The 19,252-nt window shown below is 63.4% G+C and carries 17 protein-coding genes and 1 pseudogene; 11 read left to right on the top strand and 7 right to left on the bottom strand.

The features are described from left to right. Window positions 1–58 precede the first annotated feature (58 nt). Window positions 59–868, top strand: coding sequence for a tRNA cyclic N6-threonylcarbamoyladenosine(37) synthase TcdA (tcdA, locus tag ABE456_RS13540; RefSeq protein ID WP_346644358.1), 810 nt, complete (start codon window positions 59–61; stop codon window positions 866–868). Between the two features lie 110 nt (window positions 869–978). Here tcdA and ABE456_RS13535 read toward each other — a convergent pair whose 3' ends face one another. The 4 genes from ABE456_RS13535 to ABE456_RS13520 all read right to left on the bottom strand — a co-directional run bounded on the left by ABE456_RS13535 (window position 979) and on the right by ABE456_RS13520 (window position 4,124). After that, on the bottom strand, window positions 979–1,389 hold the full coding sequence (locus tag ABE456_RS13535; RefSeq protein ID WP_346644357.1) for a SufE family protein: 411 nt from the start codon (window positions 1,387–1,389) through the stop codon (window positions 979–981). After that, on the bottom strand, window positions 1,386–2,591 hold the full coding sequence (locus ABE456_RS13530; protein WP_346644356.1) for a cysteine desulfurase: 1,206 nt from the start codon (window positions 2,589–2,591) through the stop codon (window positions 1,386–1,388). Before ABE456_RS13530 ends, ABE456_RS13535 begins: the two co-directional genes overlap by 4 nt. Before the next feature lie 119 nt (window positions 2,592–2,710). Beyond that, window positions 2,711–3,745, bottom strand: a complete 1,035-nt coding sequence (gene dapD, locus ABE456_RS13525; protein ID WP_346644355.1) for a 2,3,4,5-tetrahydropyridine-2,6-dicarboxylate N-succinyltransferase — start codon at window positions 3,743–3,745, stop codon at window positions 2,711–2,713. A gap of 31 nt (window positions 3,746–3,776) precedes the next feature. After that, complete coding sequence (locus ABE456_RS13520; protein ID WP_003252272.1) at window positions 3,777–4,124, bottom strand: ArsC family reductase; 348 nt, start codon at window positions 4,122–4,124, stop codon at window positions 3,777–3,779. Between the two features lie 613 nt (window positions 4,125–4,737). Here ABE456_RS13520 and ABE456_RS13515 point away from each other — a divergent pair. After that, window positions 4,738–6,384, top strand: coding sequence for a Na+/H+ antiporter (locus ABE456_RS13515; protein ID WP_346644354.1), 1,647 nt, complete (start codon window positions 4,738–4,740; stop codon window positions 6,382–6,384). A gap of 36 nt (window positions 6,385–6,420) precedes the next feature. On the opposite strand, the gene dapC is transcribed toward ABE456_RS13515, so the two are convergent. From dapC to map, 3 genes are read right to left on the bottom strand one after another with little or no spacing between them, the layout of a single operon-like run. Then, window positions 6,421–7,617, bottom strand: a complete 1,197-nt coding sequence (gene dapC, locus ABE456_RS13510; RefSeq protein WP_346644353.1) for a succinyldiaminopimelate transaminase — start codon at window positions 7,615–7,617, stop codon at window positions 6,421–6,423. A gap of 30 nt (window positions 7,618–7,647) precedes the next feature. After that, entirely contained in the window at window positions 7,648–10,350 is a 2,703-nt protein-coding gene (locus ABE456_RS13505) for a [protein-PII] uridylyltransferase (protein WP_346644352.1), read from the bottom strand. 42 nt (window positions 10,351–10,392) lie between these two features. Continuing rightward, window positions 10,393–11,175 carry a type I methionyl aminopeptidase gene (gene map / locus ABE456_RS13500; RefSeq protein ID WP_346644351.1) on the bottom strand — a complete coding sequence of 261 codons (783 nt, stop codon included), beginning with the start codon at window positions 11,173–11,175 and terminating at the stop codon, window positions 10,393–10,395. A gap of 346 nt (window positions 11,176–11,521) precedes the next feature. On the opposite strand from map, the gene rpsB reads away from it, so the two are divergent. The 9 genes and pseudogenes from rpsB to ABE456_RS13455 form a co-directional block, all read left to right on the top strand. Further along, window positions 11,522–12,259 carry a 30S ribosomal protein S2 gene (rpsB, locus tag ABE456_RS13495; protein WP_003252287.1) on the top strand — a complete coding sequence of 246 codons (738 nt, stop codon included), beginning with the start codon at window positions 11,522–11,524 and terminating at the stop codon, window positions 12,257–12,259. 186 nt (window positions 12,260–12,445) lie between these two features. Next, window positions 12,446–13,309, top strand: a complete 864-nt coding sequence (gene tsf / locus ABE456_RS13490) for a translation elongation factor Ts (protein WP_012270835.1) — start codon at window positions 12,446–12,448, stop codon at window positions 13,307–13,309. Between the two features lie 180 nt (window positions 13,310–13,489). Next, window positions 13,490–14,233 carry a UMP kinase gene (gene pyrH / locus ABE456_RS13485; RefSeq protein WP_003252294.1) on the top strand — a complete coding sequence of 248 codons (744 nt, stop codon included), beginning with the start codon at window positions 13,490–13,492 and terminating at the stop codon, window positions 14,231–14,233. Next, window positions 14,230–14,787: a ribosome recycling factor gene (gene frr / locus ABE456_RS13480; protein WP_012270837.1), complete on the top strand. Its 558-nt coding sequence runs from the start codon at window positions 14,230–14,232 to the stop codon at window positions 14,785–14,787. Before pyrH ends, frr begins: the two co-directional genes overlap by 4 nt. A 15-nt stretch (window positions 14,788–14,802) precedes the next feature. After that, window positions 14,803–15,558 carry a polyprenyl diphosphate synthase gene (uppS, locus tag ABE456_RS13475; RefSeq protein ID WP_346644350.1) on the top strand — a complete coding sequence of 252 codons (756 nt, stop codon included), beginning with the start codon at window positions 14,803–14,805 and terminating at the stop codon, window positions 15,556–15,558. Beyond that, entirely contained in the window at window positions 15,558–16,373 is an 816-nt protein-coding gene (locus tag ABE456_RS13470; RefSeq protein ID WP_346644349.1) for a phosphatidate cytidylyltransferase, read from the top strand. Before uppS ends, ABE456_RS13470 begins: the two co-directional genes overlap by 1 nt. Continuing rightward, window positions 16,370–17,560 carry a 1-deoxy-D-xylulose-5-phosphate reductoisomerase gene (ispC, locus tag ABE456_RS13465; protein WP_346644348.1) on the top strand — a complete coding sequence of 397 codons (1,191 nt, stop codon included), beginning with the start codon at window positions 16,370–16,372 and terminating at the stop codon, window positions 17,558–17,560. Before ABE456_RS13470 ends, ispC begins: the two co-directional genes overlap by 4 nt. Window positions 17,561–17,631: 71 nt before the next feature. Then, window positions 17,632–18,984, top strand: coding sequence for an RIP metalloprotease RseP (gene rseP / locus ABE456_RS13460; RefSeq protein ID WP_346644347.1), 1,353 nt, complete (start codon window positions 17,632–17,634; stop codon window positions 18,982–18,984). Window positions 18,985–19,057: 73 nt separating this feature from the next. Continuing rightward, window positions 19,058–19,252 (top strand): annotated as a pseudogene (locus ABE456_RS13455) (outer membrane assembly protein); the annotation flags it as partial.

The raw sequence follows: 19,252 nt of genomic DNA, 5'->3' as shown, positions 1-19,252 counted from the left end.
CGATGCAGGCCATGGGCCCGCTGGCATATAATGCGCGCCGGTTTTTTGGGGTATGAACATGAGCACAGAAGATCCACGCTTTGCCGGCGTAGCCCGGCTGTACGGTGACCAGGGGCTGCAACGCCTGGGCCAGGCCCATGTGGCCGTGGTCGGTATTGGCGGGGTGGGTTCGTGGGCGGCCGAAGCGCTGGCCCGTAGTGGCGTGGGCGAGATCACCCTGTTCGACCTCGACGATGTCTGCGTCAGCAACACCAACCGCCAGGCCCATGCCCTGGAAGGGCAGGTGGGGCGGCCCAAGGTCGAGGTCATGGCCGAACGCCTGCGGGCGATCAACCCGGCGTGCACCGTGCATGCGGTGGCCGACTTCGTCACCCGCGACACCATGGCCGAGTACATCACCGAGAACCTCGACTGTGTGATCGACTGCATCGACAGCGTCATGGCCAAGGCGGCGCTGATTGCCTGGTGCCGGCGGCGCAAGATCGCCATCGTTACCACCGGGGGCGCCGGCGGGCAGATCGACCCGACGCAGATCCAGATCGCCGACCTGAACAAGACCTTCAACGACCCGCTGGCCTCGCGGGTGCGCTCTACCTTGCGCCGCGATTACAACTTTTCGCGCAATGTCAGCCGCAACTATGGCGTACCGTGCGTGTTCTCCAGCGAACAGCTGCGTTACCCCAAGGGCGATGGCAGCGTTTGCCTGCAGAAAAGCTTCGTCGGCGAGGGCGTGCGGCTGGACTGCTCGGGTGGCTTTGGCGCGGTGATGATGGTGACCGCGACCTTTGGCATGGTGGCGGCGAGCAAGGCGGTGGAAAAACTTGTGGCTGGGGCGCGGCGGCCTTCGGAGCGGGTTAAGCCCGAATAGACCGCGTGGGCTTCTTCGCGGGTGAACCCGCTCCCACAGGGGCTGCGTAGCGTTCAGGCTGGCACTGTTCCTGTGGGAGCGGGTTTACCCGCGAAGAAGGCAGCGCCGATCTAGCGGTTGGACGCCAACTCCGCCATCCGCTGCAACACCGCATGCAGACCATTGCTGCGCGATGGCGACAGTTGGCGCTCCAGCCCCAGCTGGGTGAACCACTCCCGCAGATCAAGCCCGGCCAGCTCTTCACTGGCCAACCCCTGCACGCGCAGCAGCAGCAACGCCAGCAGCCCGCGCAACAGACGGGCATCGCTACCGGCCTTGAACCGCCACACGCCCTCGACCCGCTCGGCCACCAGCCACACCAGGCTTTCGCAGCCGTGTACCCGGTTGGCCTCGGTCTTTTCGGCGTCAGTCAGCGGCTCAAGCCGGTCACCCCATTGCATCAGCAGCCGCGCACGCTGTTCCCAGCCTTTGCCCTGTTGAAACGCTTCCAGCGCCTGAAGCGCCTGTTCCGGCAGGCTCATCGCAACAGCTCCAGGCCTTGATCCAGCGCCGCGAAGAAACGCTGCAGGTCGTCGCTGTCGTTGTACAAGCCCAACGACACCCGTATCGCGCCCTCCAGCCCCAGCCCCTTGAGCAGCGGCATGGCACAGTGATGCCCGGCGCGCACGGCAATGCCCTGCTCGGTGAGCAGGTGGGCGATATCGGCGTTGTGTACGCCGTCGATGACGAAGCTGGCCAGGGCGACCTGTGGCGCCCCGAGCACCCGCACGCCTTCGCGGTCGGCCAGGCCACGCAGCAGGTGCTGGTGCAGGCTGGTTTCATGGGCTTCGACAGCCTGGGCATCGAGGCTGGCCAGGTAGTCAAGGGTCGCGCCCAAGCCGATCACCCCGGCGATCGGCGGTGTACCCGCTTCGAATCCCAAAGGTGCCGGGCGGAAGCTGGCGCTGTGGTACTCGGCCAGTTGCACCATCTCGCCACCGTACTGCCAGTGGCGCAGCAGTTCCTGGGCCTGGCTGCGGCCGTAGAGCACGCCGACGCCGTCCGGGCCATACAGCTTGTGGCTGGAGAACACATAAAAATCGCAGCCCAGCTGCTGTACGTCATGGCGGCCATGCACCACGCCCTGGGCGCCGTCGACCACGGTCAATGCACCTTGCGCGCGCGCATGGGCCAGCAGGGCGGGCAGCGGCTGCCAAGTGCCCAGCACGTTGGACAACTGGCTGACGGCTAGCACGCGGGTGCGCGGGCCGATCAGTTGCAATGCCTGGTCCAGGTCGATGTGGCCATGGGCATCCAGCGGCAGCACCACCAGGCGCAGGTTGCGCCGGCGTGCAAGCTGTTGCCAAGGCAGCAGGTTGGCATGGTGCTCCAGGGCGCTGACGGCAATTTCGTCACCCGCTTCGAAGCGGTATTCCAGGCCATAGGCCAGCAGGTTCAGTGCCGAGGTGGCGCCATGGGTGAACACGATCTGCCGTGAGTCGGCGGCATTTAGCCAGGCGGCGACCTTGTCGCGGCTGGTTTCGAAGGCCTGGGTCGCCAGTGCGCCGGGCAAGTGCTGGGCACGGTGCACGTTGGCCGCGCCATGGCCGTAATAATGGCTCAGGGCATCGAGCAGGGCCTGCGGCTTCTGGGTGGTGGCGGCGCTGTCCAGGTAAGTCTGGTGCTGCCGTTGCAGGGCGGCGATGGCGGGGAAATCGGCACGCCAGGGGGAGGGCTGGAACATGTTTGCGAGGCCTGGAATGAAAATCGGGTCTGGCGTGGTGCCAGACCCGATCTTAACACTTCAAGCGCTTAGCGTACGCTGTTCGCGAGCAAGCTCGCTCCTACAGGGCTGAAGGAATCTCAGTTGTGAGCGTGCAATGCTTCGTTCAGCTCGATGGCCGACTTGTGGGTCTTGCACTCAACCGCGCCGTTCAGCGAGTTGCGGCGGAACAGCAGGTCGGTCTGGCCGGCCAGGTCGCGGGCCTTGACCACTTTGACCAGCTCGTTGTTCTCGTCCAGCAGGTTCACCTTGGTACCAGCGGTGATGTACAGGCCGGCTTCGACGGTATTGCGGTCGCCCAGCGGAATGCCGATACCGGCGTTGGCGCCGATCAGGCAGCCTTCGCCAACCTTGATGACGATGTTGCCGCCACCGGACAGGGTACCCATGGTCGAGCAGCCGCCGCCCAGGTCCGAGCCCTTGCCAACGAATACGCCAGCGGAAACGCGGCCTTCGATCATGCCCGGGCCTTCGGTGCCAGCGTTAAAGTTGACGAAGCCTTCGTGCATGATGGTGGTGCCTTCGCCGATGTAGGCGCCCAGGCGCACACGGGCGGTGTCGGCGATACGCACGCCGGCCGGGACCACGTAGTCGGTCATTTTCGGGAACTTGTCTACCGAGAACACTTCCAGCAGCTCGCCCTTCAGGCGCGCTTCCAGTTGCATTTCTGCCAGTTCGCTCAGGTCGACCGCGCCCTGGTTGGTCCAGGCCACGTTCGGCAGCAGCGGGAAGATGCCGGCCAGGCTCACGCCGTGCGGCTTGACCAGGCGGTGCGACAGCAGGTGCAGCTTGAGGTAGGCCTCTGGGGTCGAGGACAGTGCAGCGTCTTCGGCCAGCAGGGTGGCGACCAGCGGCTTGTGGCTTTCGGCCAGGCGGGTCAGCAGTGCGGCCTGGGCGGCGTCGACGCCTTTCAGGGCTTCGGCCAGTTGTGCGGCCTGGGCGTTGCTGAAGGCGATGGCCTGGTTGCCACCTTCGTAACCAAGAACGGGGGCTACTGCAGCAACCAGTTCGGCGCTCGGGTTGAGCAGCGGTTGTGCGTAGAACACTTCCAGCCAGGCGCCCTGGCGGTTCTGGGAGCCGACACCGAAGGCCAGGCTGAACAGGGTATTGGACATGTGATTACCTCGTGCGAAATAGGGTAGGGGCTCAGGCCAGGGCAGCGGCGTACAGGTCGGGCTTGAAGCCGACCAGGGTACGCGCGCCAAGGTCGAGCACCGGGCGTTTGATCATTGACGGCTGGGCCAGCATCAGTTCGACGGCCTTGGCCTGGTCGAGGTCGGCCTTGCTGGCGTCGTCCAGCTTGCGGAAGGTGGTGCCGGCACGGTTGAGGATGACTTCCCAGCCGTGTTCGTCGCACCAGCGGTTCAGGCTGTCACGGTCGATGCCTTGGGTTTTGTAATCGTGGAATTCGTAGGCGATGGCTTTGTCTTCCAGCCAGGTGCGCGCCTTTTTCATGGTGTCACAGGCTTTGATGCCGTAGAGCGTGTAGGTCATTGTGTGCATTGGGGATCACAGGTTGCCCCAATCTCTCCATTTTCCGATGTTAGTCGCGGGATTATGCGGGAACGACGTTGTGAGCGCCACGGGTGTGCATGTCTTGGGGTTCGGTGGGAGCGTGGTTGGGCCTGCCGTGGGTCTTGCAGCGCCTGTGGGGGCGAGCGTCGCAGGTGTTCACCGGAACATTTTCAGCGCCTATGAGATCGAGCGCCGCCCGCGCGGCGCATCGCGACGCAAGGCCGCTCCCACATTTGTTTCGGGCCAGTCCATCCTGTGCCAGGCGCGCGCGACTGCCTTGTCTGTACGACGCGATATCGAGCCATGCGCCAAGGCGCTCGCGCGCGAATCCCACAGGAATAATTGGCCCGAAACAAATGTGGGAGCGGCCTTGCGTCGCGATGCGCCGCGCGGGCGGCGCTCGATCTCATAGGCGCGGCAAGACCCAAGCCAGGCCCAACCACCAAACCGAAGTATCATCATGTTACATATTCCCCAGCCACCTGCGACTATCGTGCAGCGGCCTCAACTCGCCGATCGCCGCTAACATATTGTTTCAATGGCGATGTTTCGCCCTGTTGTCGTTTCTGGTTCACAAAGGAAGCTTTCCCGGATGCAGTCCGCCTACACCGTCCTCATCCTGCTGACCTTGGTCAGCCTGTCGAAGCTGGTCGGTCGCATGATTCCGCTGCCCTTGCCGCTGGTGCAGATTGCCGCTGGCGCCTTGCTGGCGTGGCCGACACTGGGCCTGCATGTGGCCCTGGACCCCGAGCTGTTCCTGTTCCTGTTCCTGCCACCGCTGCTGTTCGCCGACGGCTGGCGCATTCCCAAACGTGAGTTGTGGCGCATCCGTGGGCCGGTGGTGGCGCTGGCCGTGGGCCTGGTGTTGTTCACCGTGGTCGGGGCCGGCTACTTCATACACTGGCTGATGCCGAGCATCCCGTTGCCAGTGGCCTTCGCCCTGGCTGCGGTGTTGTCACCGACCGACGCCGTGGCGGTTTCGGCAATTAGCCAGGACCGCCTGCCTACGCCGCTGATGCACATGCTGCAGGGTGAGGCGCTGATGAACGACGCGTCGGGCCTGGTGACCTTCAAGTTTGCCCTGGCAGCAGCGATCACTGGGGTGTTCTCGCTGACCGACGCAAGCTTCAGCTTCGTCCTGGTCGCCCTTGGCGGCCTGGCGGTGGGGGTGGCGCTGAGCTGGCTGATTGGCCGCCTGCGCACCTGGATGATCGCCCGTGGCTGGGACGACCCGGCCACCCACGTGGTGTTCATGTTGTTGCTGCCGTTTGCCGCCTACGTGCTAGCCGAACGCCTGGGCGTGTCGGGTATTCTCTCGGCGGTAGCGGCCGGCATGATGCAGAGCTGGCTTGACCTGCTGCCACGGCAGACCAGCACCCGCCTGCTCAACCGTAGCGTGTGGTCGTTGCTGGAGTTCGCTTTCAACGGCCTGATCTTCCTGCTGCTGGGCCTGCAGTTGCCGGACATCATCAAGGCCGTGGTCAGCCACGAGGCCACCGTTTGGCCGACCCTGGCCTACCGCAGCCTGGACGTGGTGGCAATCTTTGCCGTGTTGATACTTTTGCGGTTCATCTGGGTGCAGAGTATCTGGCGCGCGATCGGTGTGGTACGCCGCTGGCGCGGCAAGCCGGCACTGGTGCTGATGCCCACGGCGCGCTCCTGCTGGCTAATGACCTTGGGCGGTGTCCGCGGTGCGGTTACCCTGGCCGGTGTGATGTCGATACCGCTGCTGATGGGGGCGGGCAAGGCCTTCCCGGAACGTGACCTGCTGATCTTCATTGCTGCCGGGGTGATCCTGCTGTCGTTGATCAGTGCCTGTATTGCCCTGCCGCTGTTGCTGCGTGGGGTGACCAAGAGCCCCGACGAGCGCTTGCACCAGGAGGTGCAGGAAGCCTGGCGGCGCACGGCCGAGGCGGCGATCCATGCCCTTGAGGCAGAGGAAGTGATCGACAGCAATGCCCCGCAGGATGCCGCGCAGGCGACCCTGGCGACCGAGCTGAAGGCACGCTTGATGGCGGAATATCGGGATGAGCTGGACAGTTACAACGACAGTGCCGAAGCCAAGGCCCTGGCCGAGCAGATGGATTTGCTGGAACGGCGTTTGCGCTTGCGGGCGCTAAGGGCGCAGCGGCTGGAGCTGTATAACCTGCATCGCCGGCACGAAGTGGGGGATGAAGTGGTGCGGCAGGTGCTGGGTGAGCTGGATATGAGTGAGGCGAACCTGGGGTCAGTCAAGTAGACTGCGAAGGGCCGCAAAGCGGCCCAATTTGCTGAGTCAGCGGTTCTGCAGGAATGCGCGAATCCGCTCTGCCGCCTCGATGCACTCGGCCAGCGGTGCAACCAGCGCCATGCGCACGCGCCCGGCACCCGGGTTGACCCCATCCACTTCACGCGACAGGTACGACCCCGGCACCACCGTCACATGCTGGGCTTCGAACAGGTCACGGGTGAACTCGGCATCGCCGCCCGGCACCTTGGCCCACAGGTAGAAGCTGCCATCCGGGCGCTGCACGTCCAGCACCGGTTGCAGGATATCCAGCACGGCATCGTACTTGGCGCGGTACTGGTCGCGGTTTTCGCGCACATGCGCCTCGTCCTGCCAGGCAGCGATGCTGGCCAGCTGGGTTTGTACCGGCATGGCGCAGCCATGGTAGGTGCGGTACAGCAGGAACGGCTTGATGATCTCGGCATCGCCGGCGACGAAGCCCGAGCGCAGGCCAGGCAGGTTGGAACGCTTGGACAGGCTGTGGAACACCACGCAGCGCTTGAAGTCGCTACGGCCAAGTTCCGCGCAAGCGGTCAGCAGACCTGGTGGCGGGGCGTCTTCGTCGAAGTACAGCTCGCTATAGCACTCGTCGGCGGCGATTACGAAGTCGTGCTCGTCGGCCAGGGCAATCAGCTTCTTCAGGGTATCCATCGGCACCAGGGCGCCAGTGGGGTTGCCCGGCGAACACAGGAACAGAATCTGGCAACGCTTCCAGACCTCTGCCGGCACGGCATCGAAGTCAGGGTTGAAACCGTTGCTTTCCAGGCATGGCAGGTAGTGCGGGGTAGCGCCGGCCAGCAACGCTGCACCTTCGTAGATTTGATAGAACGGGTTGGGGCTGACCACCAGGCCGTCATCGGCGCGGTTGACCACGGCCTGGGTGAAGGCGAACAGCGCTTCACGGGTGCCGTTGACCGGCAGGATGTGGCGGTCGGCGTCCAGCCAGCCGGCCGGCACGCCAAAACGCCGCTCGCACCACTGGCCGATGGCCTGGCGCAGCGCTGGCAAGCCGATGGTGCTCGGGTAAACCGCCAGTTTGTCGAGGTTGTCGGCCATGGCTTGGGCGACGAACGCCGGCGATTCATGCTTCGGCTCACCGATCGACAGGGCGATGGCGCGTTTGTCTGCCGCAGGCTTCACGCTGCCCAGCAGGGCGCGGAGCTTTTCGAACGGGTAGGGCTGAAGCTGGGTCAAGGCATGGTTCATCGGCGCAAGGTCTCGTCAATCGTCTAATCGTTAAAAGGTCACGCGGGTAGGGCTGGCATCGCTGGCCTGGCCGGCCTGCAGCTGCTGGACGATGGCCTCCTGCAGGCGGCTGCACAGCTGCGGGTCGGACAGCGGCTGGTTGTCGGCATCGGTGATGAAGAACACGTCTTCCACGCGCTCGCCAAGTGTGGCGATCTTGGCGTTCTGTAGTGACAGGTCGAACTCCAGGAAGATCCGCCCGAGCCGGGCCAGCAGGCCTGGGCGGTCTGGCGCGGTGATTTCGAGGATGGTCACTGGCCGCTGGGCATCGTTGAGGATGGTCACCTGCGGCGGGAAGTCGAAGTGCTTGAGCTGGCGCGGTACCCGGCGCTGGATGATGGTAGGGTAGTCCTCGGGGTTGCGCAGTGCTTCGGTCAGGCCGTCGCGAATCTGCCGCACCCGTTGCGGGTTGTCGCCGATCGAGCCGCCGTCGTTGTCCAGCACGATGTAGGTATCGAGGGTGAACTGGCTGCTCGAGGTGATGATCCGCGCGTCATGAATGTTCAGGTTCAGCTGCGACATGGCTGCCACCGTCACGGCGAAGAAGTCGTGCTGGTCGGGGGCGTAGATGAAGATCTGCGTACCGCCTTCGAATTCGCGCTGGGTGGTTTCCTTGATCAGCACCAGTGGCCCGCCATCGGCCGGCTGCTGCAGGATCGCGTCACTGTGCCAGGCCACGTCGGCGGCGTTGTGCTTGAGGAAGTAGTCATCGCCCAGCTGCGACCACAGTTGTTCGACGTCGTCCGGGTCGGTGCCCTCGCGCACCAGGATGTCCAGTGCTGCGGATTGGGTCTGGCGAATCTGCTCTTCGCGGTCCAGCGGGTTTTCCAGGCCACGGCGCAGGGCGCGCTTGGTCTCGGTGTACAGCTGGCGCAGCAGGCTGGCCCGCCACGAGTTCCACAGGCTGGGGTTGGTGGCGTTGATGTCGGCCACGGTCAGCACATAGAGGTAGTCCAGGCGCGTCTCGTCGCCCACGTGCAGGGCAAAATCGTTGATTACCTGCGGGTCGGACAAGTCCTTGCGCTGGGCGGTGGTCGACATCACCAGGTGGTTCTGTACCAGCCAGACGATCAGCCGGCTGTCCCAGGCCGGCAACTGGTGGCGTTCGCAGAACTTCTGCGCGTCCACCGCGCCCAGCTCGGAGTGGTCGCCTTTGCGACCCTTGCCGATGTCGTGGTACAGGCCGGCCAGGTAGATCAGCTCGGGTTTGGGCAGGCGGCCCATGAGCTTGCTGGCCAGCGGGAATTTCTCGGACACCGGCGTGTACTGCAGCTTGCGCAGGTGCTTGATGAGGTTGAGGGTGTGCGCATCGACCGTGTAGATGTGGAACAGGTCGTGCTGCATCTGCCCGACGATCAGGCCGAACTCTGGCAGGTAGCGGCCGAGGATGCCGTAGCGGTTCATCCGCCGCAGGTTGCGGTGGATGCCGATTTCGCACTTGAACAGCTCGATGAACAGGCTGGTGTTGCGGATGTCGGTGCGGAAGGTATCGTCGATCAGATGGCGGTGCTCACGCAGCAGGCGCACCGTATCGGCGCGCACGCCCTTGATCTCGGGGTGCTGGGCCATCAGAACGAAGATTTCCAGCATGGCGAACGGCGTGCGCTTGAACACGTTCGGCTTGGTGGCCTCTATATAGCCATCATGCAGGCGAAAGCGCGCATTCAGTGGCTGGGTGGTGCCGCTGTCATCATCGGCGAGGATGACCTCTTCGAAGTGCTGGATGATCAGGTCGCACAGCTGGCTGATGCTCATCACCACCCGGTAGTACTGCTGCATGAACTGCTCGATCGCCCGCTTGGGGTTGTCGTCGCTGTAGCCCAGCAGCGCGGCAATGCTGCGCTGGTGGTCGAACAGCAGGCGGTCCTCGGCACGCCCGGCCAGCATGTGCAGGGCGTAGCGCACCTTCCACAGGAAGTCTTGGGACGAGGCCAGCAGCTCGTTCTCGCTTTCCAGCAAAAAGCCTTCGCCGGCCAACGCGTGCAGGTTGAGGGTGCCGTACTGGCGGCGGGCCACCCACAGCACCGTCTGGATGTCGCGCAGGCCGCCGGGCGAGCCCTTGACGTTGGGTTCGAGGTTGTACTCGGTGTCGTTGTACTTGTGGTGGCGGGCCTTGAGTTCGGCGCGCTTGGCCAGGAAGAACTCCTTGCTCGGCCACATGTGCGCGGTGCTGGTCACTTCCAGCATGCGCTGGCGCAGGGCCTCGGGGCCAGCAATGGTGCGGCTTTCCATCAGGTTGGTGATTACCGTCAGGTCGGCGCGGGCCTGCTCGGCGCACTCGTCGACGGTGCGTACGCTCTGGCCCACTTCCAGGCCGATGTCCCACAGCAGGGTAAGGAAGCGCTCGATGGCGTCGCGGTACTGCTCATGCTCGGCGGCGCCTAGCAGAATCAGCAGGTCGATGTCAGAGTGCGGGTGCAGTTCACCCCGCCCGTAGCCACCCACCGCGACCAGGGCGATGCCGCTCTGGTCGCCCCATTCGAACTGGTTCCAGGCCTGTTGCAGGATATTGTCGACGAGCCAGGCACGGGCCTCGATCAACGGGCGAATTTCGCCGCCCGCGCGAAAGCGCTTGTCGAGCACCTCGCCGGCCAGGCGGATGGCTTTCTTGAAGGCGGCGATAGGGCTCGCCTTGAGGGCCAGTTCCGCCTGGAACTGGCCGCGGTCGAACAGCTCGGGGTCCACCTGGGGCATCGCGTCACGTTCCTGTCGTGGGGTGGCCTGTCGGGGGTGCGGTCAGGCCGAGGTGCGCGGGATAGTGTCGTCCTTGCGCAGGGTGAAGATCTCGTAGCCGGTCGCGGTCACCACCAGGGTGTGCTCCCACTGGGCCGAAAGCTTGCGGTCCTTGGTGATGGCGGTCCAGCCGTCGCCCAGCACCTTGGTGTCGGCCTTGCCCTGGTTGATCATCGGCTCGATGGTGAAGGTCATGCCTTCTTTCAGCTCCATGCCGGTGCCAGCGCGGCCGTAGTGCAGGATCTGCGGCTCTTCGTGGAACACCTTGCCGATGCCGTGGCCGCAGAACTCGCGCACCACCGAGAAACCGTTCTTTTCAGCGTGTTTCTGGATCACTTCGCCGATGTCGCCCAGGCGGCAGCCTGGCTTGACCAGCTCGATGGCCTTGTACATGCACTCCTGGGTCACCTTGGACAGGCGCTCGGCCCAGACCGGCACGCTGCCGACGTGGAACATGCGGCTGGTGTCGCCGTGGTAGCCGTCCTTGATCACGGTGACGTCGATGTTCAGCGTGTCACCGTCCTTGAGCGGCTTGTCGTTGGGGATGCCGTGGCAGACCACATGGTTGATCGAGGTGCAGATCGACTTCGGGTAGCCCTTGTAGTTGAGCGGTGCCGGGATGGCTTGCTGGACGTTGACGATATAGTCGTGGCACAGGCGGTCGAGCTCTTCGGTGGTGATGCCGGGCTTGACGTGTTCTTCGATCATTTCCAGCACGTCGGCGGCCAGGCGGCCAGCGATGCGCATCTTCTCGATGTCTTCTGCGGTCTTGATGGTGACGGTCATTACAGGCTCTCTACGGCGCCGTGCACGGCGCGAACAAACGGGAAAGGCCGGATTCTAGCAGAGCAGGGCGCCGATCGGTCGGGATAAAGGAGGCCAGGCTGCTGTCTATAGCTGGCATTCTGGCGCGAAAGCGCAGGTGCTGCAAAAGCCGCTGACGGACGCAACAGTATCCGGGTTCCGTTCGGCCGCGGTCTGTGGTATAAAATGCGCCGCTTTCGGGGACGACCCCGTAAGCACTTAACCCACACACGTGTCGACACGATGACCTGGGTGCCCCGAGTTGCAGAATTCGCGGGTTGGTCATTGGGATACGTGGAGGCCCAACCCGACTTATCAAGGAACTATCATGTCCCAAGTCAACATGCGCGATATGCTGAAGGCCGGTGTGCACTTCGGCCACCAGACCCGTTACTGGAACCCGAAAATGGGCAAGTACATTTTCGGCGCGCGTAACAAGATCCACATCGTCAACCTGGAAAAAACCCTGCCAATGTTCAACGACGCTCTGTCGTTCGTAGAACGCCTGGCCCAGGGCAAGAACAAGATCCTGTTCGTCGGCACCAAGCGTTCCGCTGGCAAGATCGTCGCCGAGCAAGCAGCTCGTTGCGGTTCGCCGTACGTTGACCACCGTTGGTTGGGCGGCATGCTGACCAACTACAAGACCATCCGCGCTTCGATCAAGCGTCTGCGCGACCTGGAAACCCAGGCCGAAGACGGCACTTTTGCCAAGCTGACCAAGAAAGAAGCCCTGATGCGCTCCCGCGACCTGGAAAAACTGGATCGCAGCCTGGGCGGCATCAAGGACATGGGCGGTCTGCCAGACGCTCTGTTCGTTATCGACGTTGATCACGAGCGCATCGCGATCACCGAAGCCAACAAGCTGGGCATCCCGGTTATCGGCGTTGTCGATACCAACAGCAGCCCTGAAGGTGTTGACTACATCATCCCGGGTAACGATGACGCCATCCGCGCTATCGAGCTGTACATGACTTCGATGGCTGACGCAGTCATCCGCGGCCGCAACAACGTTGCCGGCGGCACCGAAGTTTACGCTGAAGAAGCGGCTGCACCTGCTGCTGAGTAATTAGGCGCTAGCGTCTACTTGGCACGCGAAAAGGGGGCTTTGCCCCCTTTTTGCCACCTTGAAATCCTGCTGTCAGCTTCGGCCCCGCATCATGGGCCTGCTGAAATGAAAACAGCGGATTTGCAGAATTTAACGCCCGTGAGCAACGGGTGGAATGGTTGAAAAACTTTCCAAGAGGATTTTGAAATGGCAGCAATTACTGCAGCGCTGGTAAAAGAACTGCGCGAGCGTACCGGCGAAGGCATGATGGATTGCAAAAAGGCCCTGGAAAAGGCCGGCGGCGACATCGAGAAAGCCATTGACGACATGCGTGCCTCGGGCGCCATCAAGGCCGCCAAAAAGGCTGGCAACGTCGCTGCTGAAGGCGCTATCGCCGTCAAGACCGACGGTAAATCCGCCGTCCTGCTGGAAGTGAACTCGCAGACCGACTTCCTGGCCCTGCAAGACGACTTCAAGAACTTCGTTGCCGAAAGCCTCGAAGAAGCCTTCGCCCAGAAGCTGACCGACGCTGCTCCGCTGATCGCCTCGCGTGAAGCTGCTCGTGAAGCCCTGGTTGCCAAGTGCGGCGAGAACGTCAACATCCGTCGCCTGGTGCGCGTTGAAGGTGACGTTGTCGGTGCCTACCTGCACGGCAACAAGATCGGTGCTGTTGTTGTCCTGAAAGGCGGTGACGTCGAGCTGGCCAAGAACATCGCCATGCACGTTGCAGCTTCGAACCCAGAGTTCCTGGATTCGTCGGAAATCTCCGCCGAGGCCATCGAGCGCGAGAAGGGCGTCTTCCTGCAGCTGAACGCTGACAAGATCGCCGGCAAGCCGGAAAACATCGTTGAGAACATGATCAACGGTCGTATCACCAAGTTCAAGGCCGAAGCCTCGCTGAAAGAGCAAGCCTTCGTCATGAACCCGGAAGTCAAAGTTGGCGAGCTGGCCAAGAAAGCCGGCGCTGAAATCGTTTCCTTCACCTACTTCAAAGTAGGCGAAGGCATCGAGAAGCCAGTCGACGACTTCGCTGCTGAAGTTGCCGCTCAGGTAGCTGCTGCCAAGCAGTAAGACAGCCCCGTCTGTCGCCCCAAAGAGGCTGCCCGCTCACGCGCGCAGCCTCTTTGTCAAAACGGCGAAGGGTTTATAAAGCCCGCCGCCGCTGGCACCAAAATGGTGCCACGCTACAGTTAGCAGGCTGCAAACAGCCCGCACGAATTTTCTAAAAGTACGCCGCAGGAGAGACTCGCAATGGCTCAGCAGGTGAGTGGTCGCCAACCTCGCTATAAACGCATTTTGCTCAAACTTAGCGGCGAGGCCCTGATGGGCTCGGAAGACTTCGGGATCGACCCGAAGGTGCTGGATCGCATGGCCCTTGAAGTTGGCCAGCTGGTAGGGATCGGTGTCCAGGTCGGCCTGGTGATCGGTGGTGGCAACCTGTTCCGCGGCGCCGCGCTCAGCGCAGCCGGCATGGACCGCGTCACCGGTGACCACATGGGCATGCTGGCCACCGTGATGAACGGCCTGGCCATGCGCGACGCGCTGGAGCGTTCGAACATCCCGGCCCTGGTCATGTCGGCCATTTCCATGGTCGGTGTCACCGATCATTACGATCGTCGCAAAGCTATTCGCCACCTCAACTCCGGGGATGTGGTAATTTTCTCCGCCGGTACCGGCAACCCGTTCTTCACCACCGACTCCGCGGCCTGCCTGCGCGCCATCGAAATCGATGCCGACGTGGTGCTGAAAGCCACCAAGGTCGATGGTGTGTACACTGCCGATCCATTCAAGGACCCGCATGCCGAGAAGTTCGATCACCTGACCTACGATGAGGTTCTGGATCGCAAGCTGGGTGTGATGGACCTGACCGCAATCTGCCTGTGCCGTGACCACAAGATGCCATTGCGGGTATTCAACATGAACAAGCCTGGCGCCCTGCTGAACATCGTGGTAGGTGGCGCTGAAGGTACTCTGATCGAGGAAGGCCAAGCATGATCAACGACATCAAGAAAGACGCGCAGGAGCGCATGACCAAGTCCCTCGAGGCCCTGGGCCGCAACCTGGCGGCAATCCGCACCGGTCGCGCTCACCCAAGCATCCTGGATACCGTCAAGGTCACTGCCTGGGGCAGCGAGATGCCGCTGAACCAGGTCGCCGCGATCACCGTCGAAGATGCCCGCACCCTGAAGATCGTCGCTCACGACAAGAACCTCAGCGCTGCCATCGAGAAGGCCATCCTCACCTCCGACCTGGGCCTGAACCCGTCCAGCGCCGGTACCACCATCCGTGTGCCGATGCCGGCCCTGACCGAGGAAACCCGCAAGGGCTACACCAAGCAGGCCAGCGGCGTTGCCGAGGATGCCAAGGTGGCCGTGCGCAACGTGCGCCGTGACGCCCTGGCCGACCTGAAGAAGCTGACCAAGGACAAGGAAATCAGCGAAGACGAAGAGCGTCGTGCTGCTGACGAGATCCAGAAGCTGACCGACAAGTTCGTCGCCGAAGTCGATGCTGCCTTCAAAGCCAAGGAAAAGGACCTGATGGCCGTCTAAGGCCGGGGTTTTTTAATGGAAAAGACCAAGCCAGCGGCGCCGTCCTCGGTGCCGCGTCATGTCGCGATCATCATGGATGGCAACAACCGCTGGGCGAAAAAGCGCCTGCTGCCCGGCGTTGCCGGGCACAAGGCGGGTGTCGATGCCGTTCGCGCGGTTATCGAAGTCTGTGCCGAATCCGGGGTCGAGGTACTGACCCTGTTCGCCTTCTCCAGTGAAAACTGGCAGCGCCCTGCCGAAGAGGTCGGCGCGCTGATGGAGTTGTTCTTCTCGGCCCTGCGCCGTGAGGCCAGGCGCCTCAACGAAAACAACATCAGCCTGCGCATCATCGGTGACCGCTCGCGTTTCCACCCCGAGCTGCAGGCTGCCATGCGCGAGGCCGAAGCGCTGACCGCCGGCAACAACCGCTTCATCCTGCAGATCGCGGCCAACTACGGTGGCCAGTGGGACATCGCCCAGGCTGCTCAGCGCCTGGCGCGGGAAGTGCAAGCCGGCCATCTGCGCCCGGAAGACATCACCCCGGGCCTGCTGCAAACCTGCCTGGCAACCGGCGAGTTGCCGCTGCCGGATCTGTGCATCCGCACCGGTGGCGAGCATCGCATCAGCAATTTCTTGCTGTGGCAGCTGGCCTACGCCGAGTTGTACTTCTCCGACCTGTACTGGCCGGACTTCAAACACGAGGCCATGCGCAAAGCCCTGGCCGATTTCGCTTCGCGCCAGCGCCGCTTCGGTAAGACCAGCGAGCAGGTCGAGGCTGGAGCTCGTGCTTAATGCTTAAACAACGCATCATTACCGCGCTGATCCTGTTGCCGATCGCGCTGGGTGGCTTCTTCCTGCTCAATGGTGGGGATTTCGCCCTGTTCATCGGCTTCGTGGTCACCCTCGGTGCCTGGGAGTGGGCGCGCCTGGCGGGGCTGATGGCCCAACCGCTGCGCATTGCCTATGCCGTGGTCGTCGCCGGGGCGCTGATGCTGCTTCATCTCCTTCCAGAGCTGGCGCCCTGGGTGCTGGGCGCTGCGGTGATCTGGTGGGGGTTGGCTACCTGGTTGGTGCTCACCTACCCACGCAGCAGCGAGTTGTGGGCCAGTGCCGCCTGTCGGCTGCTGATCGGCCTGCTGGTACTGCTGCCGGCCTGGCAGGGGCTGGTGCTGCTCAAGCACTGGCCGTTGGGTAATTGGCTGATCCTGTCGGTCATGGTGCTGGTGTGGGCCGCCGATATTGGCGCGTACTTCTCTGGCCGTGCTTTCGGCAAGCGCAAGCTCGCCCCGCAGGTCAGCCCGGGCAAGAGCTGGGAAGGCGTGTATGGCGGCCTGGCAGTCAGCCTGGTGATTACCCTGGTGGTCGGCATCAGTCGCGACTGGGGCTTCGGCCAGATCCTGCTGGGCCTGCTGGGTGCCGCGCTGGTGGTCATGTCCTCGGTGGTCGGTGACCTGACCGAGAGCATGTTCAAGCGCCGCTCCGGCATCAAGGACAGCAGCAACCTGCTGCCGGGGCACGGTGGTGTGCTTGATCGTATCGACAGCCTTACTGCGGCGATCCCGATTTTCGCCGTGTTGTTGTGGGCTGCCGAATGGGGTGTGATGTGAATCGCCCGCAGCGTATCACGGTGCTCGGGGCCACTGGCTCGATCGGCCTGAGCACGCTGGATGTGATCGCGCGTCACCCAGAGCGCTATTCGGTGTTCGCCCTCAGCGGTTATTCGCGTATAGAAGAACTGCTGGCACTGTGCGTGCGTCATCGCCCGGCGTTCGCCGTGGTGCCGAGCAGCGAGGCGGCCGTCAGGCTGCGCGAAGGCCTGGCGGCGGCTGGCTGTGCCACCGAGGTGCTGGAAGGTGAGGCCGGGCTATGCCAGGTCGCTTCGGCGCCGGAAGTGGATGCGGTGATGGCCTCCATCGTCGGTGCCGCCGGGCTGCGCCCGACCCTGGCTGCCGTCGAGGCGGGCAAGAAGGTGCTGCTGGCCAACAAGGAGGCGCTGGTGATGTCTGGCGCGCTGTTCATGGAGGCGGTGCGGCGCAGTGGTGCCGTGCTGCTGCCGATCGACAGCGAGCACAACGCGATCTTCCAGTGCCTGCCGGGTGATTACGCCCGCGGCCTGAGCCAGGTTGGCGTGCGCCGTATCCTGCTGACTGCCTCGGGTGGCCCATTCCGCGAAACGCCGCAGGCAGCGCTTGCCGACGTTACGCCGGAACAGGCCTGCGCGCACCCCAACTGGTCCATGGGGCGCAAGATTTCCGTGGATTCGGCCAGCATGATGAACAAGGGGCTCGAGCTGATCGAGGCCTGCTGGCTGTTCGATGCCCAGCCGGCCAAGGTAGAGGTGGTGGTGCACCCGCAGAGCGTGATCCACTCCTTGGTCGACTACGTGGACGGTTCGGTGCTGGCGCAACTGGGTAACCCAGACATGCGCACGCCGATCGCCAACGCCCTGGCCTGGCCCGAGCGGATCGATTCCGGCGTGGCTCCGCTGGATCTGTTTGCCATCGCCCGTCTGGATTTTCAGGCGCCCGACGAACAGCGCTTCCCTTGCCTGCGTCTGGCGCGGCAGGCTGCCGAGGCCGGTAACAGCGCACCCGCGGTGCTCAACGCGGCCAACGAGGTTGCGGTCGAGGCATTTCTCCAGCGGCGTATCCGCTTCCCGGAGATCGCGGGTATGATCGAACAGGTGCTCGATCAGGAGCCCGTCGTGCCGCTGCCGTCGCTGGACGCGGTGTTCGCCGCCGACCAGCGTGCCCGGGAGCTTTCCCGTGAGTGGCTGAGGCGTCACGGTCGCTGATGCTGGCCTGCCACGGTTCGTGAGGGGGCATGGCGTGACGCCGGCCCGCTGAACATCATTCGGAGATGGACATGACAGCGCTCTACATGATTATCGGCACCCTCGTGGCCCTGGGTGTGCTGGTCACATTCCATGAATTCGGCCACTTTTGGGTGGCGCGCCGCTGCGGCGTCAAGGTGCTGCGCTTCTCGGTGGGTTTCGGCACGCCGCTGCTGCGCTGGCATGACCGCCATGGCACCGAGTTCGTGGTCGCGGCGATTCCGCTGGGTGGCTACGTCAAGATGCTCGACGAGCGCGAGGGTGACGTCCCGCCGGCGATGGCCGATCAGTCGTTCAACCGCAAATCCGTGCGCCAGCGTATTGCAATCGTCGCGGCCGGTCCGATCGCCAACTTCCTGCTGGCCATCCTGTTCTTCTGGGTGCTGGCGATGCTGGGTACCCAGCAGGTTCGCCCGGTAATCGGTGCGGTGGATGCTGGCAGCCTGGCAGCATCGGCCGGCTTGGTCGCAGGGCAGGAAATCGTCTCCGTCGACGGCAAACCGACCAGCGGTTGGTCGGCAGTCAACCTCCAGCTGGTGCGTCGTCTGGGCGAAAGCGGCACCTTGCAGGTTGGCGTGCGCGATGAAGGCGCCAGCGCCGAGCGCCAGCTGCAGGTGAAACTGGACAGCTGGCTCAAGGGCGCCGACGAGCCGGACCCGATTCAGTCCCTGGGGCTGCACCCTTGGCGTCCGGCTATCGTGCCGGTGCTGGCCGAGATCGATCCGAAGGGGCCGGCTGCTGCTGCGGGCCTGAAAACAGGTGACAAACTGCTGGCTGTCGATGGTGTGGCAGTGACCGAATGGCAGCAGGTGGTCGACAGCGTGCGTGCTCGCCCGGATGCCAAAGTGGTGCTGCATGTGCAGCGCGATGGCGCGCCCCTGGATGTACCGGTCACCCTGGCGCGCAAGGGTGAGGGCAAGGCTGCCGCTGGCTATCTTGGTGCCGGGGTAAAGGGTGGCGAATGGCCTGCCAGCATGCTTCGCGAAGTCAGCTACGGCCCGCTGGATGCAGTAGGTGAGGGCTTGTCGCGCACCTGGAACATGAGCGTCCTTACCCTTGAATCGCTGAAGAAAATGCTGTTCGGAGAGCTCTCGGTAAAAAACTTGAGCGGACCGATAACCATTGCTAAAGTGGCGGGCGCTTCAGCCCAGTCCGGCGTGGGGGATTTCCTGAATTTCCTGGCCTACCTGAGCATAAGCCTGGGGGTTCTTAACCTGCTGCCCATCCCGGTACTGGATGGGGGGCATTTGCTGTTTTACCTGGTCGAGTGGGCGCGCGGTCGTCCGCTGTCGGATCGGGTGCAAGGTTGGGGGGTCCAGATCGGTATCAGTTTGGTCATAGGGGTGATGTTGCTCGCCCTGATCAACGATCTGGGTCGACTATAAAGCTTCGCTCAATTGCGAACCTGCCGTGTTGTCGCGGCGGGTTGTTTATTGCCAGTTGGAATAAAAGGACTTCATGAAACGTCTGCTGCTAACTGCGGTCATGTCCGCACTGATGATCGCTGAAGTTCACGCCGAGTCCTTCACCATCTCCGATATCCGCGTCAACGGCCTGCAGCGGGTTTCCGCCGGCAGTGTCTTCGGTGCCTTGCCGCTGAACGTCGGCGACCAGGCCGATGACCGCCGCCTGGTCGACTCTACCCGTTCCCTG

The organism is Pseudomonas sp. TWI929, assembly GCF_039673335.1.
Classification (GTDB): Bacteria; Pseudomonadota; Gammaproteobacteria; order Pseudomonadales; family Pseudomonadaceae; genus Aquipseudomonas.
This window is presented reverse-complemented; position numbering and strand designations above follow the sequence as displayed.

Bases quoted from the DNA above. Each gene is read 5' to 3' on its own strand.
- frr (WP_012270837.1), top strand. From the start codon at position 14,230: ATGATCAACGACATCAAGAAAGACGCGCAGGAGCGCATGACCAAGTCC.
- ABE456_RS13505 (WP_346644352.1), bottom strand. From the start codon at position 10,350: ATGCCCCAGGTGGACCCCGAGCTGTTCGACCGCGGCCAGTTCCAGGCG.
- ABE456_RS13515 (WP_346644354.1), top strand. From the start codon at position 4,738: ATGCAGTCCGCCTACACCGTCCTCATCCTGCTGACCTTGGTCAGCCTG.
- rseP (WP_346644347.1), top strand. From the start codon at position 17,632: ATGACAGCGCTCTACATGATTATCGGCACCCTCGTGGCCCTGGGTGTG.
- pyrH (WP_003252294.1), top strand. From the start codon at position 13,490: ATGGCTCAGCAGGTGAGTGGTCGCCAACCTCGCTATAAACGCATTTTG.
- ABE456_RS13520 (WP_003252272.1), bottom strand. From the start codon at position 4,124: ATGACCTACACGCTCTACGGCATCAAAGCCTGTGACACCATGAAAAAG.
- dapC (WP_346644353.1), bottom strand. From the start codon at position 7,617: ATGAACCATGCCTTGACCCAGCTTCAGCCCTACCCGTTCGAAAAGCTC.
- tcdA (WP_346644358.1), top strand. From the start codon at position 59: ATGAGCACAGAAGATCCACGCTTTGCCGGCGTAGCCCGGCTGTACGGT.
- map (WP_346644351.1), bottom strand. From the start codon at position 11,175: ATGACCGTCACCATCAAGACCGCAGAAGACATCGAGAAGATGCGCATC.
- ABE456_RS13535 (WP_346644357.1), bottom strand. From the start codon at position 1,389: ATGAGCCTGCCGGAACAGGCGCTTCAGGCGCTGGAAGCGTTTCAACAG.
- tsf (WP_012270835.1), top strand. From the start codon at position 12,446: ATGGCAGCAATTACTGCAGCGCTGGTAAAAGAACTGCGCGAGCGTACC.
- rpsB (WP_003252287.1), top strand. From the start codon at position 11,522: ATGTCCCAAGTCAACATGCGCGATATGCTGAAGGCCGGTGTGCACTTC.
- dapD (WP_346644355.1), bottom strand. From the start codon at position 3,745: ATGTCCAATACCCTGTTCAGCCTGGCCTTCGGTGTCGGCTCCCAGAAC.
- ABE456_RS13470 (WP_346644349.1), top strand. From the start codon at position 15,558: ATGCTTAAACAACGCATCATTACCGCGCTGATCCTGTTGCCGATCGCG.
- ABE456_RS13530 (WP_346644356.1), bottom strand. From the start codon at position 2,591: ATGTTCCAGCCCTCCCCCTGGCGTGCCGATTTCCCCGCCATCGCCGCC.
- uppS (WP_346644350.1), top strand. From the start codon at position 14,803: ATGGAAAAGACCAAGCCAGCGGCGCCGTCCTCGGTGCCGCGTCATGTC.